The organism is Serratia sp. 22264 (genome assembly GCF_052045345.1).
In the GTDB taxonomy this organism is placed as follows: Bacteria; Pseudomonadota; Gammaproteobacteria; order Enterobacterales; family Enterobacteriaceae; genus Serratia; species Serratia plymuthica.
In genome coordinates this window covers 175,860-191,281 of sequence record NZ_JBQEOY010000003.1, presented here as the reverse complement: position 1 = coordinate 191,281, position 15,422 = coordinate 175,860, and the positions used below count along the sequence as shown (strand labels likewise).

Below are 15,422 nucleotides of genomic sequence, written 5' to 3'. Positions count from 1 at the left end.
AGAGGCGTCGTCATGGCATAAAACCTGCAGCGTTGTGAGTGGATACCTTCTTTATCAGCGCAGGCGGTTTTTTCGATCGGGAGAGCAACATGACAATGCAACTTAAACCTACCCTGGGCACCCTGCATCTTTGGGGCATTGCCGTCGGGCTGGTGATTTCCGGGGAATATTTTGGCTGGAGCTACGGCTGGGGCGTGGCGGGGACGCTCGGTTTCCTGATCACCACCCTGATGGTGGCGACCATGTACGGCTGTTTTATCTTCAGTTTTACCGAGCTGACCACCGCCATCCCTCACGCAGGCGGGCCTTTCGCCTACAGCCGCCGCGCCTTTGGCGAAACCGGCGGCCTGATCGCCGGGCTGGCGACGCTGGTGGAATTCGTGTTCGCACCGCCGGCGATTGCCATGGCGATCGGGGCTTATCTCAACGTGCAATATCCGGCGCTTGACCCCAAGTGGGCGGCGGTGGGCGCCTACGCCATTTTTATGACGCTGAATATCCTCGGCGTTAAGCTGGCGGCGCTGTTCGAGCTTTGCGTCACCGTGCTGGCGGTTTTTGAGCTGCTGGTATTTATGGGCGTAGTGGCGCCGGGCTTTAGCTTCAGCAACTTCGTGCTCAACGGCTGGGCGGGCAGCGATCATTTCGGCAGCGCGGCGCTGTCCGGTATCTTCGCCGCCATTCCGTTCGCGATCTGGTTTTTCCTGGCCATCGAGGGCGCGGCAATGGCGGCGGAAGAGGCCAAGGATCCGAAACGCACCATTCCGCGTGCCTACATCTCCGGCATTCTGACGCTGGTGGTATTGGCGCTGGGCGTGATGCTGCTGGCGGGCGGCGCAGGCGACTGGAGCAAACTGTCGAACATCAACGATCCGTTGCCGCAGGCGATGAAAATGGTGGTAGGCGAAAACTCCGGCTGGATGCACATGCTGGTGTGGATTGGCCTGTTTGGATTGGTGGCCAGCTTCCACGGCATTATTCTCGGCTATTCGCGCCAGTTCTTCGCGCTGGCGCGCGCCGGTTACCTGCCGACCTCGCTGGCGAAACTGTCGCGCTTCCAGACGCCGCACCGGGCGATCCTGGCCGGCGGCGTGATCGGCATCGCTGCGATCTTCAGCGACAGCTGGATCAACCTTCAGGGCATGAGCCTCACCGCCGCCATGATCACCATGGCCGTATTCGGTGCCATCGTGATGTACCTGATGAGCATGCTCAGCCTGTTCAAATTGCGCCGCATTGCGCCGGAGCTGGAGCGCAGCTTCCTGGCGCCGGGGTACCCGCTGGTACCGGCCATCGCGCTGGTGCTGGCGCTGGTATGCCTGATCGCCATGCTGTGGTTTAACCCGGTGATCGGCGGGGTATTTATCGCCCTGATGGCCTGCGGTTATCTCTATTTCCTGCTGACCAAAACCCAGCGCCGAAATGCGCCGCAGGACCTGATGTTGTCCGGCAGCGACTGAGAAGTGTGACCACAGCGGCACTCCCTGGCAAAAAGCGTTGAGCCGCCGCTGACAAGGGTTATGATGCTGCTGATAACAGGATTGCTACTGTATACCTAAGAATTTCAAGCTGCAGCCTTGCCCGGTGACTCTGACTCCAGGCGTAGTATGCAGCTCCCCTGCCAAACCAGGGGAGAGAGATATCCGAATACAGGCAAAACCTGACGCAGGGGATCGCTCCCGTGCGTCAGGTTTTTTCGTTTTCAGCGCGCTGAAACAGCAGGGAACAACCATGAAAATCGCAAAAATACTTAATAATAACGCGGTGATTACCTTGGACGACCGTCAGGAAGAAACGGTAGTGATGGGTCGCGGCATAGGGTTTAAAAAGAAAGCCGGCGATCTGCTGGACGAAAGTCTGATCGAGAAGATCTTCACCCCCAACGGCGGCGAGATGGGCGAACGCTACAAAGAGCTGCTGGCGGAGATCCCGCTAGCCTGCGTGACCACCGCCGACAAAATCATCACCCTTGCCCGCCAGCGCCTGCCGGGCAAGCTGCACAACATCGTCTATATCACGCTGACCGACCACATTCACTTTGCACTGCAACGCCACGACCAGGGGCTGGACATCAAAAACGTGCTGCTGTGGGAAATCAAAAAGCTTTATCCGGCCGAATTTGCCGTCGGACTGGAAGCGCTGGATCTTATCACCCAGCGGCTGGGCACCGCCCTGCCGGAGGACGAAGCCGGGTTTATCGCCCTGCACCTGGTCAACGCCCAGTTGAACGACGAAATGCACAACACCCTGCACATCACCCGCGTGATGCAGGAGATCCTTAACATCGTCAAATACCATTTCCGCTTCGATTACAACGAAGAAGCGCTGAGTTACCACCGTTTTGTCACTCACCTGAAATTCTTCGCTCAGCGCCTGCTGGGGAAAAACTACGTCGACAGCGACGATGATTCGCTCTACCAGGTGGTGAAAGAGAAATACCGCGAGTCATTCGCCTGCGCCGGCAAAATCAATCAGCACATCGAAAAACATTACCAACACCAGCTAACCAGCGAAGAGATGATGTTTTTGACCATTCATATCGAGCGGGTGCGCAGCGAGAGCGAGGTGAAATAGGATCGGCGTCAGCATGCGATCGCAAGGATCGTCGTGGTGCGGCAATTGCCCACTGCGGATGGATTAAAGCGCGAACAGGCTCGCGCTTTTTTGCAAGGGTTATCTCTGTGGCCACAGCCAGGCCGCGCCGCGCACGCCGCTGGAATCGCCGTGGATCGCTTTGCGTATTGGCGTTTCGCATTCGCCGCCGAATACCCAGGATTTCACCAACTGCGGCACGTGCTGATACAAGCGATCCACATTGCTCATGCCGCCGCCCAGCACCACCACGTCCGGATCGAATATATTGATCACATGCGCCAGCGATTTCGCCAGCCGCAGTTCATAGCGGCCGATGGCCCGCTCCGCCAGGGCATCACCTTGCGCCGCCAGGGTCATGATCTCATGGCCTTTCAGCGGGTTGCCGCTCAGGCGCGCATAGTCGGTTGCAAAACCGGTGCCCGAGATAAAGGTCTCGATGCAGCCTTGCTTGCCGCAGTAACAAGGCACCTCGGTGCGAAAACGCAGTTCGTCGTCATCCATCCAGGGCAAGGGGTTATGCCCCCATTCGCCGGAAATACCGTTGCCGCCGGAATGCGCCTGCCCGTTAATCGCCACGCCTGCGCCGCAGCCGGTGCCGATAATCACCGCAAACACGGTTTTCTGACCGGCCGCCGCGCCATCGGTGGCTTCCGAGACCGCCAAACAGTTGGCGTCGTTGGCGATGCGCACTTCACGCGCCAACATCGTCGACAGGTCCTTATCCATGGGCTGGCCGTTGAGCCAGACCGAGTTGGCGTTTTTCACCAGCCCGGTATAAGGCGACAGCGTACCGGGAATGCCGACGCCGACAGAACCCTGCTGCCCGGTCTTTTCTTCCGCCAGCTTCACCAGGCCGGTGATTGCATCCAGCGTTTGCTGATAGTCATGACGCGGCGTAGCGATACGATGACGGAACAGCTCATGCCCGTCGTTGGCCAACGCGATCACTTCAATTTTGGTGCCACCCAGATCGATACCAATGCGCACGATTTCTCTCCTCAATGCACAACAACATTGCTACAGACTACTGTAACCGGCATGCCGGATCATCCCCTTGCCGCCGAATGTGACGGCGATGGCAATTTCCGCATCAGACACCCTGCCGGCTGCCGCTTATTAATTAGCCATCAGGTACACTGTTTTTAAACAGTTCCACATAATAAATCCGGAGAGCAGCGATGAAACCTGCCGTACTGATCGTCGATGACGACCCCGCTATCTGTGACGTGCTCTGCGACGTACTCAATGAACACGTATTTACCGTTCATGCCTGCCACCGGGGTAGCGAAGCGCTTGCCTTACTCAACCAGCAGCCGGACATTGCTCTGGTGCTGCTCGACCTGATCCTGCCGGATACCAACGGCCTGCTGGTGCTGCAACAGATCCACCGCCTGCGCCCGGATTTGCCGGTGGTGATGCTGACCGGCCTCGGTTCCGAGTCTGACGTGGTTGTCGGCCTGGAAATGGGCGCCGACGATTACATCGCCAAACCCTTCAACCCACGCGTAGTCGTGGCCCGCGCCAAAGCGGTGCTGCGGCGTACCGGCGCGCTGGCGCTCGAGCCGGTTGCGGTTGGCCAGGGCAAGCCCGAAGGCTGGCAGTTCAACGGCTGGTGTCTGGACGCCGCCCGCTGCACCTTGCACAATCCGCAGCGACAACTTGTCGATCTGACTCAGGGCGAATATGGCCTGCTGCTGGCGCTGGTGCAGCATGCGCGCAAAGTGCTGACCCGTGACCGCCTGCTGGAGTTGACCCACAGCGAAACGCTGGAGGTCTTCGATCGCACCATCGACGTGCTGATCATGCGGCTAAGGCGCAAGATCGAGATCAATCCGCATCAACCCGAACTGATCCGCACCATTCGCGGTCTGGGCTATGTGTTCGCCGCCGACGTCAGTCAACCGGTGGCTGCCGCCTGATATACGCCTGCAGTTCCGATAACGGCCGTGCGCCGTCGATAGCATTGGCGCACAGCAGATTGAAACGCGCGCAGGCGTGCGCCAGTTGCAATGTCTCCACCAAAGGCCAGTCTTCATGGCTGGCGTACAACACCCCGGCACAAAACGCATCCCCGGCACCGACGCTGCCGACAATCTCGCCCTCGTTCAGGCGCCATGAGGGCTGCCAGCGCGCATCACCGCCATTTTCCAGCCCGTACGCCCCTTCCGGGCAGTGGATCACCACCCGTCGCCGCACGCCGGCCTGCAACAGCTGCTGCGCGGCCTGCGCCATCAAATGCGGCTGCAAAGCGCCGTTGGCTGATCGCAGCGCCAGCCCGGTAAACTCCCCGGCCTCCAGTTCGTTGATCACCAGATAATCCAGCCAGCGCAGCGCCGGCAAGACCAGCGGCCGGTAGCGCGGATCGCCCTGACGCGACACCAGATCCAGCGACGTCCGGTAACCGCGCTGCTGCATCTGCGCCAGCAGCCGCGCGCTGCGGGTGCCGAACGCCTCATCCGGGCGATCCAGGCTGTCGAGCAGCAGCAGATAACCGAGATGGAAAATTTTGTGTTCGCTGTAGAGCCCGTCGAAAGCGTCCAGATCCAGCAGCCGATTGGCGCCCGGCGCATGGAAGAAGGTTCGCTGCCCACCCGGTTCGGTCATCACCTGCGACATGGAGGTCATCGCCCCTTCGCAGCGCTGCACCCAACTGCCATCCACCCGGTGTTGCGCCAGCATCTGCATGATGTAATCGCCGTCCGCGTCGCAGCCGATCAGCCCGATTGCCGCCAGCGGCAGCCCGGTTTCCATCCGCGCCAGCGTCAGCAGCACGTTAAGCGGCGCGCCGCCGGTGGCGCGCTGGCTGCGTTCAATCTCAACCAACCAGCCGGGCTGCGGCCAGTGAGCGATGTGATGTACGTGATCCACCAGCATATTGCCGGCCGAGACAATGCCATGCCGGGTCATTACAACCGCCCGGCGCTGCCGAAAATATGCATCTGTTGCTGCACCACTTCGCTAATCGACTGCTCCACCGCCAGCAGTACTTCGGCGAACTCATCGTAAATTGCGTGGCGCTGCGTCATCCGCTGCTCGATCGCACCCAGCGCCGCCTGAGACATACCGGTGTAGAAATTGATCTTGTGAATGCCCAAGCCAATCGCCCGCTTGAAATCCGCGTCGCTGATACCGGAACCGCCGTGCAATACCAGCGGAATGCCGACCTGCTGCTGGATCGCCGCCAACCGGTCGAAATCGAGCTTCGGCTCGCCCTTGTATTTACCGTGCGCATTGCCAATCGCCACCGCCAGCGCATCGATGCCGGTCAACCCGACAAACTCGCGCGCCCGCTGCGGATCGGTGAATTTATTGCTGTCGGCCTCGCCGTACAGCGCGCCGCCTTCGTCGCCGCCGACCGCGCCCAGCTCAGCCTCGACCGAAACGCCGGCCGCGTGGCACATGCGCACCACTTCCTGCGTCTGGCGCACGTTCTCTTCATAGCTCAGGCCGGAGCCGTCGAACATCACCGAACTGAACCCCAGGCGCAGCGCCTGTACCACCGCCTCGAAATGCAAACCGTGATCCAGATTCAGCACCACCGGAATAGCGTGCTGCGCCGCTTCGCTTTTAATCGCCGCCACCAGCGACTCCAGCGAGACGTACTTAAAGTGCACTTCGGCAATATTGATAATAAACGGCGATCGCGCCGCCTGCGCTGCGGCAAACAGCGCACGCAGGAAGTGGCTGTCGAGCACGTTGAACGCGCCAAGCGCATAGCCGTGCCGACGAGCGTGCGCCAATCCCTGCGCCAGTGAAATCAGTGCCATAGCTGTTCTCCTTTAATCGATAAAGCGCGAATATTCGTTGCACAGCAACCACTGCGGCGGCTGGTCTTCCGTTATTTGGCCAAAGCGGCTGAGCGGCGTCAGGAAACGGTTGTCGTTGTCGTCATCGTTGACCGTCGAGACTTCGCCCACCAGCACGTCACCAAAGCCCTCCTCACCCCAAAAGCTGTGATAAATGCCCGGCGTCAGGCAGATGCTTTCTCCCGGCGCCAGCCGCAGACGCGAACCGGCGGCATGGGTCTGCCGGCAACCGTCCAGGGTAACGGTCACCGCTCCCTCAGCCAGCCGTTCATCGGCATCGGCGTTGTGCAGTTCGACGATCAGATTGCCGCCGCCGCGGTTGATGATGTCCTCGCGTTTGCGCCAGTGGAAATGCATTGGCGTCACCTGCGCTTCGCGGCAGTGCATGATCTTCTCCGCATAACATTTGGCATAGGGCTGGCCGCCGGGCGAACCGTTGCGCAGCGTAAACAGCGTCAGGCCACTGTGCGCAAAGTCATCGCCGCCGAACGCGGTGACATCCCAACCGAGTTTCAGATCGAAGACCTCCTGCCACGGCTGGCGATCGAGCTGCCGCCAGGCCGACGGGCTAAAATGAGCGAAAGGCGGCAGATGGACGTCGAAGCGGGCAAAAAAGTGCTGGGTTTGCTGCAGGATCCGGTTCACGGCGGAACGGTTCATGGCACCTCCGGGCGTGGTGATGAATAAGGGGGCCGGACTGAGCCGGCCCCTGGCGGCAGAAGGTTATTTCACCGTCCAGCCTTTGTAGCTGCCGATATTGTTTTTATCGATCATGGTCACCGGGATCAGCACCGGGCCGGTTGGCGCGGGTTTGCCCTGCAGAATGTCGTAACCGATCTCGACCGCCTTGGCCGCCATCACCTGCGGATCCTGCGCCGGCGTCGCCACAAACAGCGAGTTGTCGCGCTTGAGCGCCTCTTCACCGTCCGGCGAGCCGTCTACGCCGACGATAAAGAACTCGCTGCGCTGCGCCTGCTTGGCCGCCAGATCGGCGCCGATCGCCGTCGGATCGTTAATCGCGAATACGCCGTCGATCTTCGGATTGGCCGCCAGCAACGAGGTCATGATCTCCAGGCCGCCTTCGCGGCTGCCCTTGGCGTTCTGGTTATAGGACAGCAGCTTGATATCCGGGTGTTTCTTCAGCTCGGTCATGCAGCCCTCCACCCGGTTTTGCACCGCAGAAACCGGAGGCCCGTTGATGATCACCACGTTGCCTTTCTCTTTCAGGCGATCGCTGATGTATTTACAAGCCATCGCACCCGCCTGGGTGTTATCCGAAGTGATGGTCGCGTCGGCGCCTTCGGCCGCCACGTCTACCGCCACCACCACAATGCCGGCGTCCTTGGCGCGTTTGACCGCCGGGCCGATGCCTTTGGAATCGGCGGCGTTGAGGATGATCATATCGACCTTGGCGGCGATGAAGTTGTCGATCTGCGCCACCTGCTGGCCAAGATCGTAACCGCTCGACACCAGTGTCACATTCACCTTGTCACCGGCCAGCTCACGCGCTTTCAACTCCGCGCCCTTGGTGATCTGCACAAAGAACGGGTTGGCCAGATCGCCCACCGTCACCCCGATCGATTTCAATTCTTTCGCCTGGACCACAGAGGCGCTGCCGAGCGCGGCGGTAACCAACAAAGCGGTAATCAATGGCTTGAAACGCATAGTGTTTTCCTCATTATTATCCAGATGTTATGAAGCACTGCGATTAGTGTTGATAGTTTCGGGTACGGTATTTATCAATCAGCACCGCTATGATGATCACCGCCCCTTTGATCACCAATTGCCAGAAATAAGAAACCCCCATCAGCGTCATGCCGTTGTTCAGGGTCGCGATAATCAGCGCCCCCACCAGCGTACCGGTAATGGTGCCGATACCGCCGACGAAGCTGGTACCGCCGAGGATCACCGCGGCGATGGCATCCAGCTCATAACCCATGCCCAGGTTGCCGTTGGCGCTGTAGAGCCGGGAGGCGCTCATCACCCCGCCCAGCCCGGACAGCAGGCCGCTCATGCCGTAGACGAACAGCAGCACCGCGCCCACCTTGATGCCGGTCAGGCGCGCGGCCTGTATATTGCCGCCCACCGCATAGATATGAACCCCGAGCGTGGTGCGACGCAGGATGAACCAGCACAGCGCGATCACCGCAAAGGCGATAATCACCAGCCAGGGAATCGGCCCCAGATAAGCATTGCCGATCCATTCAAAACTGATATTCGAGTTGATGATGGTGGTGCCGTCCGCCAGCAAATAAGCCGCGCCGCGCAGGGCGGTGTAGGTACCCAGCGTAACGATAAACGGCGGTAAACCGGCGTAGGCCACCAGAAATCCATTGAACAGCCCCATCCCCAACCCGGCCAGCAGCGCCAGCGGGATCGACAGCCCGGCCATACCCGGCATCAGCGAAACCGCCATCGCCACCACCGCCGTGGTGCCCAGCATCGAACCGACCGAGAGATCGATACCGCCGGTAAGAATGATGAAGGTCATGCCCGCGGCCAACACGATGTTAATCGACGCCTGACGGGCGATATTCAGCAGGTTGGCATCGGTAAAGAAATTCGGCGCGACAAAACCGAAAACCGCGACGATCAGGATCAGGATCGGCAGAATGCCGACGGTTTGCATCATATCGCCCAAGATCGCCCGTTTCAGCGTGGGATTTTTTGCGCCAGGCGGCAGCGGATTCGAAGTCATGGCAGGCTCCTTGAGCGTACGGATTGAATTATTCATGGTCGGCGGTTTCCACGGCGGTTTCGACGCCGGTAGCCAGCGTCATGATGTTTTCCTGAGTAATGTCGCTGCCGCTCAGTTCACCGGCGATACTGCCTTCGTGCATGACGTAAACCCGATCGCTCATACCGACCACCTCCGGCAGTTCGCTGGAGATCATCAGGATCGCCACTCCCTGCTGCGCCATCTGGCTCATGATGCGGTAAATTTCGCTCTTGGCGCCGACATCGACGCCGCGCGTGGGTTCATCGAGGATCAAAATGCGCGGGCCGATCGCCACCCAGCGAGAAATCAGCAGCTTTTGCTGGTTGCCGCCGGACAGGCCGCCGGCGCGGACCTGAGCATGCGGCACACGGATATTCAGCAAGCCGATAGCGTCGCTGGAAATGCTCTGCGCCTTGCGGCGATTCAGCAGGCCGTAGCGGCCATCGCGCTCCAACGTTGCCATAACGATATTTTCATGCGCCGCCAGATCGAGAAACAGACCCTGCTCCTTGCGGTTTTCGGTGAGAAAACCGATGCCCTGAGCGATGGCGTCGCGCGGTGAATGGATATTGGCCGTTTTGCCGTCAATCTCCACAGTGCCGCCGCTCGCCTTGCGCACGCCGAAAATCAGCTGCGCCAGTTCGGAGCGCCCGGCGCCCACCAGTCCGGAAAGGCCGACAATCTCGCCGGCGCGCACCTGCAGACTGACCGGCTTCACTTTCTTGCCGTCGGTCAGCCCGCGCAACGTCAGGCGCGGTTCACCCACCGCAATCCCCTGTTCCTTATTGAACAGATCGCTCAGCGGGCGGCCCACCATCATGCGCACCAGCTCGCTAGCGGACAGCTTGTCGCGCGTCAGGCTACCGACGTACTGGCCGTCACGCAGCACGCTGACGCGATCCGACAGTTCGTACACTTCCGCCATGCGGTGGCTGATGTAAATGATCGCCATCCCCTCATCGCGCAGGCGCTTGATCAGCTCGAACAGCCGATGCGTTTCACGCGAAGAGAGCGCCGCCGTAGGTTCGTCCATCACCAGGATGCGGCTGTTGCGATGCAACGCGCGGGCGATTTCCACCTGCTGCTGCTCGGCGATGGTTAATTTCATGACCCGATCGCCGGCGCTGAACTGCGCGCCCAGCCTGTCGATCACCTTCTGCGCTTCCAGCAACATCTGTTGGCGTTTCACCAGGCCACCGCGCTGGATCTCGCTGCCCAGAAAAATGTTCTCCGCCACCGTCAGATTCGGTGCCAGATTCATTTCCTGGTAAATCAGCGTGATACCTGCCGCCAGGGCGTCTTTTGGCCCTTTGATGGCGAACGGCTGCCCATCGATAAAAATTTCCCCGCTGCTGGCGATATACGCGCCGGCCAATATTTTCATTAACGTGCTTTTACCCGCGCCGTTTTCACCCATCAGCGCGTGGATCTCACCGCGATACACCGTCAGGTCGACGCCTTTCAGCGCATAAAACTGACCAAAACTCTTGGCGATGTTGTGCATTTCCAAAATCGGGGTCACGCTCATCGTCATACCTCAGGTTGCGGTTCGGATTACATGCAGTTAACCACGCATAAATAAATGCAAAATGTCAGCGCCCGTTCATGTTTGTCATATTGTTAATGGAACGGGGATTTATACTGCGAACAGTCAGTTACGGGAGATACGATGCGCAGACTGCCTTTCCTTGCCGGTGCGCGTGGGCGCCTGCTGATGTTCAACCTGCTGGTGGTGGCGGTGACGCTGATGGTCAGCGGCGTGGCGATCGTCGGCTTTAAACATGCGGGCAAGCTGCAGGAACAGGTGCAGGCGCAAACGCTGAAAGAGATGAACGGCAGTATGGCGCTGAGCCGGGATACGTCGAACGTCGCCACCGCCGCCATTCGGCTTTCGCAGGTGGTTGGCGCGCTGGAGTACCAGAGCGAATCCGCCCGGTTGAAACAGACCCAGTTGGCGCTGCAGGCGTCTCTCAACCGGCTGGCGGACGCCCCGCTGGCCCACAGCGAGCCGGCGCTGGTCAAGCGCATCATCAGCCGCAGCAACGCCCTGGAAACCAGCGTCACCCGCATGCTGGAACTCGGCCACGCGCGGCACCTGCAACGCAACATTCTGCTCAGCGGGCTGTACCAGGCGCAGAGCACGCTGCGGCATATCGCCAGCCTGAGCCAACGCGATAATCTGGACCAGCCTTCGCAGCCGCTGCTCGGCCAGATCGACCGGCTGCTGGCCATCGCCATTCAGACCCCAACGCCCAAGGCGGCCGCCCAGCAACTCGACAGCGTCATGGTCTACTGGCCGCAGAGCAGCCCGGATGCGCTGGTGGACGAGAAAATGCGGCAGTTTCGCGCCAGCGAACAACGCCTGTTGCCCGAAACGCTGGAACTGGAGCAAAGCGACCTCGCCCTGGCCTATTATACCTACCATATCAAAGCGTTAGTCGCGATGCTCAACGACGACATCAACCTGTACGTGCAAAAAGTGGCAAAAGAGTCGGAGCTGCGCACCCACCAGACGCACCACGAGCTTAGCTCCATCAGCGTATTTATCGGCCTGTTCGCTTTGCTGGCATTGGTGATTACCGGCTTCGCCGGGCTGTATATCTACCGCAACCTCGGTTCTAACCTGACGGCGATCGCCAATGCCATGACGCGGCTGGCGCGCGGTGAACATGACGTCAGCGTGCCGGCGCTGCAACGCCGCGATGAACTGGGCGAACTGGCGCGGGCTTTCAATGTGTTTGCTCGCAATACCGCCTCGCTGGAACAAACCTCTCGCCTGTTGAAAGAAAAAAGCACCCAGTTGGAAACCACCTTTCTGGCGATGCGCGACGGCTTTGCACTCTTTGATAACGACGGACAACTGGTGGTGTGGAACCCGCAATACCCGCTGCTGCTGGGGCTGGACGAACACCAGTTGCACCGCGGCCAGCACTACCGCGAGTTACTGCAGCACGTAACGCCGCCACGGGGCCAGCGCTGGGAGGCGGTGCTGGCCAATCTGTCCAGCGAACTGCCGCAGCCGCAGGAACTGCGTCTGGATGACGGCCGCACCGTCGAACTGCGTTTCAGCCCGGTGCCCAACCGCGGGGTGGTGAACGTGGTGCTCGAACGCACCGAGCGCAAGGCGCTGGAAGAGGCGCTACTGCACAGCCAGAAAATGAAGGCGGTCGGTCAGCTTACCGGCGGCCTGGCGCACGATTTTAACAACCTGTTGGCGGTGATTATCGGCAGCCTGGAACTGACTACCGGGCAAACGCAGGACGCGCAAACCGCACAACGCATCGCCCGCGCACTGAAAGCCGCCGAACGCGGTGCGCAACTCACTCAGCGCCTGCTGGCGTTCTCACGCAAACAGGCGCTGCACCCGCAGGCCATCGCACTGCGCACGCTGGTGGAAAACCTGCAGGAACTGCTGCGCCATTCGCTGCCCGCCACGCTGTCGCTGACCATTGAGGCGCAACAGCCCGGCTGGCCGGCGTGGATCGATGCCAATCAGTTGGAAAATGCGCTGATCAACCTGGTGGTCAACGCGCGGGATGCGATGGAAGGCCGCAGCGGGGTGGTGAAGATCCGCATTTATAATCAGCGGGTGGTGCGCAGCAGCGGCAAAAAACAGGACATGGTGGCGCTGGAAGTGATCGACACCGGCTGCGGGATGTCGGAGGAGGTCAAGGCGCAGGTGTTCGAGCCCTTCTTCACCACCAAGGCGGTCGGTAGCGGCAGCGGGCTTGGCCTGTCGATGGTTTACGGTTTTGTCCGCCAGTCCGGCGGGCGGGTACAGATTGAAACCGCACCGGGCAAAGGCACGCTGGTGCGCCTGCAATTGCCCCGAGCCCCCATGCAGGCGGTAACGGAAACGCCGCTGCTGCCGCTTGACGACAGTGACGGCACCGACAATCTGGTGCTAGTACTGGAAGATGAGAACGACGTGCGCCACACGCTGTGCGAACACCTGCACCAGCTCGGCTACCTGACGCTGGACAGCGCAGACAGCCAGGAAGCGCTGGCGCTGCTGCGCCAGACGCCGGATATCGCGCTGCTGATAAGCGATCTGATGCTGCCGGGCGAACTGAACGGCGCGCAGGTGATTGAGCAGGCGCGGAAGATCAATCCCCACCTCTGCGCTCTGCTGATCAGCGGCCAGGACATGCGCCGCCACTCTCAGGGAGATCTGCCTGAGCTTGAGCTGCTGCGCAAGCCTTTCAGCCAGCGGCAACTGGCGCTGGCGCTGCAACGGGCGCGGAGAAGAAACGCGGTCGGCGACGCAATTCAGAGGGAATGAGGCGATTTTTCGCCTCTGATTCGTTATCATGCCGCCCTGCTTTTGATGAACAAGCGTGCCGACTGCACGCCCAGCCAGGGACAACATTATGCTGTGGTTTAAGAATTTGATGGTTTACCGTTTGAGCCGCGAAGTTGCGCTAAACGCGGATGAAATGGAAAAACAGCTCAGCGCTTTTGCTTTCACCCCTTGCGGCAGCCAGGACATGGCGAAAACCGGCTGGGTCTCCCCAATGGGTTCCCACAGCGACGCCTTGACGCACGCGGTTAACGGCCAGATCGTCATCTGCGCGCGCAAAGAAGAAAAAATCCTGCCTTCGCCGGTCATCAAGCAAGAATTGCAGGCCAAGATTGAGCGGCTGGAAGGCGAACAACACCGCAAACTGAAAAAAACCGAGAAAGACGCGCTGAAAGATGAGGTGCTGCACAGCCTGCTGCCGCGCGCCTTCAGCCGTTTCAACCAGACCTTTATGTGGATCGACACCGTCAATGACCTGATCATGGTTGACGCCGCCAGCGCCAAACGCGCCGAAGATACCCTGGCGCTGCTGCGTAAAAGTCTGGGTTCGCTGCCGGTAGTGCCGCTGACCATGGAAAGTCCGATCGAGCTGACGTTGACCGAGTGGGTGCGCTCCGGCGAGTTGCCGGCCGGTTTTATCATTCAGGACGAAGCGGAACTGAAGGCGATTCTGGAAGACGGTGGCGTGATCCGCTGCAAGAAGCAGAACCTGATCAGCGACGAAATTGCGGTGCATATCGAAGCCGGCAAGCTGGTGACCAAACTGGCGGTGGACTGGCAGGAGCGCATTCAGCTGGTGCTGGCGGACGACGGCTCGCTCAAGCGCCTGAAGTTTGCAGACGCGCTGCGTGAGCAGAATGACGATATCGATCGTGACGACTTCGCCCAACGTTTTGACGCTGATTTTATCCTGATGACCAGCGAACTGGCGGCGTTAATCAAGAACACCATCGAAGCCCTCGGCGGCGAAGCCCAGCGTTAAACACACAAAGGCGCAAATCACTGCGCCTTGCTCTAGATACGCCGCTTTTACAAAACAAACAGCATACCCAAATTAATTGGAGTTGCAGCTAGGCGGCAAGTGCGGGAGTCCCCAGGAGCTTACTCAAGTAAGTGACTGGGGTGAGCGCACGCAGCCAACAACGCTGCAGCTTCAAGTAAGAAGGGTATGGACTACTAACTTAAATAACGGCACAGATAGGCGGTTGCATCAGCAACCTGCAGGTTGAACTCACTGTGAGCCGGTACGAAGAATTTCTCACCCGGCATAAACACCTGCCAATCCGGCGAGCCCGGCAGCAACACTTTCAACGCGCCGGTAATCACGGTCATCTCTTCCGGCTGGGCGGTGCTGAAGGTGTACTCACCCTCTTCCATCACACCGACGCTGGCAAGGCCGATGCTGCTACTATCGAAACCGATAGACTTCACTTTTCCGGCAAAATACTCGTTCACTTTCAGCATAGACTGGCACCCGCATAATCAACTTTATGAGAAATCCATATTGGGGGATTGCGCTTGATCTGTCACTGGTTTTTCACGCGAAATGCGATCGTGGCGCAGAGTAAAATTCTGCCCGGCGATCGGTCGTCAGCCTTCCGTTCTGAATCCGCAACAAAAATAGCGCCGGGCCACCGCCGGACAGTCAGCGCCATGGCATTTTATTAGTATTCGAATCAGATAATTAACTCAGCGGCCGGCAAAAACAATGCGCACGAAGCGGCCTTAAGCAAAAGGCAAAAAAAGAAACCGGCATCGCGCCGGCTTCTGTAGGGTACAGGTTAATCTTCCAACGCCTGATCCTCGTAACGATGCTTGGCGTCGAGCGCTTCCTGCTCGGTCGAGTGCTCACTGAGCAGCGTATTCGGCTCAATGTCGTCGGTGCGCACCTCAAAACGATGGATATGCAAGCTGGGGTCGCCCCGGTCAACTTCGACCACCCGAGCGCTTCTCGGATAGCCTGGTCGGTTATTTTCGCGCATGCTGTTCTCCCGTGTGAATCACA

Annotated in this window: 14 protein-coding genes; 5 read left to right on the top strand and 9 right to left on the bottom strand. The window is 59.6% G+C overall.

What is annotated here, in order from left to right; all coding sequences use genetic code 11:
* Positions 1-89 precede the first annotated feature (89 nt).
* Both eat and licT read left to right on the top strand, forming a co-directional pair.
* The gene (eat, locus tag ACTJJ1_RS14330; RefSeq protein WP_004949215.1) at positions 90-1,457 is read left to right on the top strand and encodes an ethanolamine permease; all 1,368 of its coding nucleotides are present in this window, start codon (positions 90-92) and stop codon (positions 1,455-1,457) included.
* 271 nt (positions 1,458-1,728) lie between these two features.
* Positions 1,729-2,571 (top strand): BglG family transcription antiterminator LicT, encoded by an 843-nt coding sequence (licT, locus tag ACTJJ1_RS14325; protein ID WP_004949213.1) that lies wholly within the window; start codon positions 1,729-1,731, stop codon positions 2,569-2,571.
* 99 nt (positions 2,572-2,670) lie between these two features.
* On the opposite strand, the gene mak is transcribed toward licT, so the two are convergent.
* The gene (mak, locus tag ACTJJ1_RS14320) at positions 2,671-3,579 is read right to left on the bottom strand and encodes a fructokinase (RefSeq protein ID WP_004949211.1); all 909 of its coding nucleotides are present in this window, start codon (positions 3,577-3,579) and stop codon (positions 2,671-2,673) included.
* A 191-nt stretch (positions 3,580-3,770) separates the two neighbouring features.
* Here mak and ACTJJ1_RS14315 point away from each other — a divergent pair, with 191 nt between their 5' ends.
* A complete protein-coding gene (locus ACTJJ1_RS14315; RefSeq protein ID WP_202291139.1) occupies positions 3,771-4,511 on the top strand; it encodes a response regulator in 741 nt (246 codons plus the stop codon).
* Here the strand turns inward: ACTJJ1_RS14315 and ACTJJ1_RS14310 are convergent.
* The 6 genes from ACTJJ1_RS14310 to ACTJJ1_RS14285 form a co-directional block, all read right to left on the bottom strand.
* The gene (locus ACTJJ1_RS14310) at positions 4,486-5,499 is read right to left on the bottom strand and encodes a carbohydrate kinase family protein (protein WP_006323892.1); all 1,014 of its coding nucleotides are present in this window, start codon (positions 5,497-5,499) and stop codon (positions 4,486-4,488) included. The two genes, ACTJJ1_RS14315 and ACTJJ1_RS14310, sit on opposite strands and share 26 nt — an antisense overlap.
* Positions 5,499-6,359: a ketose 1,6-bisphosphate aldolase gene (locus tag ACTJJ1_RS14305; protein WP_440834176.1), complete on the bottom strand. Its 861-nt coding sequence runs from the start codon at positions 6,357-6,359 to the stop codon at positions 5,499-5,501. The genes ACTJJ1_RS14310 and ACTJJ1_RS14305 overlap by 1 nt, the downstream gene beginning before the upstream one ends.
* A gap of 12 nt (positions 6,360-6,371) precedes the next feature.
* Complete coding sequence (locus ACTJJ1_RS14300) at positions 6,372-7,058, bottom strand: D-lyxose/D-mannose isomerase (protein WP_006323890.1); 687 nt, start codon at positions 7,056-7,058, stop codon at positions 6,372-6,374.
* 63 nt (positions 7,059-7,121) lie between these two features.
* The gene (locus ACTJJ1_RS14295) at positions 7,122-8,063 is read right to left on the bottom strand and encodes an ABC transporter substrate-binding protein (protein WP_004949201.1); all 942 of its coding nucleotides are present in this window, start codon (positions 8,061-8,063) and stop codon (positions 7,122-7,124) included.
* 43 nt (positions 8,064-8,106) lie between these two features.
* Positions 8,107-9,096: an ABC transporter permease subunit gene (locus ACTJJ1_RS14290; RefSeq protein WP_004949199.1), complete on the bottom strand. Its 990-nt coding sequence runs from the start codon at positions 9,094-9,096 to the stop codon at positions 8,107-8,109.
* Between the two features lie 28 nt (positions 9,097-9,124).
* Positions 9,125-10,645 (bottom strand): sugar ABC transporter ATP-binding protein, encoded by a 1,521-nt coding sequence (locus ACTJJ1_RS14285; RefSeq protein WP_073440798.1) that lies wholly within the window; start codon positions 10,643-10,645, stop codon positions 9,125-9,127.
* 141 nt (positions 10,646-10,786) lie between these two features.
* Between ACTJJ1_RS14285 and ACTJJ1_RS14280 the strand changes: the two genes are divergently transcribed.
* Both ACTJJ1_RS14280 and rdgC read left to right on the top strand, forming a co-directional pair.
* Entirely contained in the window at positions 10,787-13,399 is a 2,613-nt protein-coding gene (locus tag ACTJJ1_RS14280) for an ATP-binding protein (RefSeq protein WP_440834172.1), read from the top strand.
* An 88-nt stretch (positions 13,400-13,487) separates the two neighbouring features.
* A complete protein-coding gene (gene rdgC / locus ACTJJ1_RS14275; RefSeq protein WP_006321205.1) occupies positions 13,488-14,399 on the top strand; it encodes a recombination-associated protein RdgC in 912 nt (303 codons plus the stop codon).
* Between the two features lie 194 nt (positions 14,400-14,593).
* Here the strand turns inward: rdgC and ppnP are convergent, their stop codons facing one another.
* Positions 14,594-14,881, bottom strand: a complete 288-nt coding sequence (ppnP, locus tag ACTJJ1_RS14270) for a pyrimidine/purine nucleoside phosphorylase (RefSeq protein ID WP_004949189.1) — start codon at positions 14,879-14,881, stop codon at positions 14,594-14,596.
* Positions 14,882-15,198: 317 nt separating this feature from the next.
* Complete coding sequence (locus tag ACTJJ1_RS14265) at positions 15,199-15,399, bottom strand: YaiA family protein (RefSeq protein ID WP_004949187.1); 201 nt, start codon at positions 15,397-15,399, stop codon at positions 15,199-15,201.
* Between the last annotated feature and the right edge of the window lie 23 nt (positions 15,400-15,422).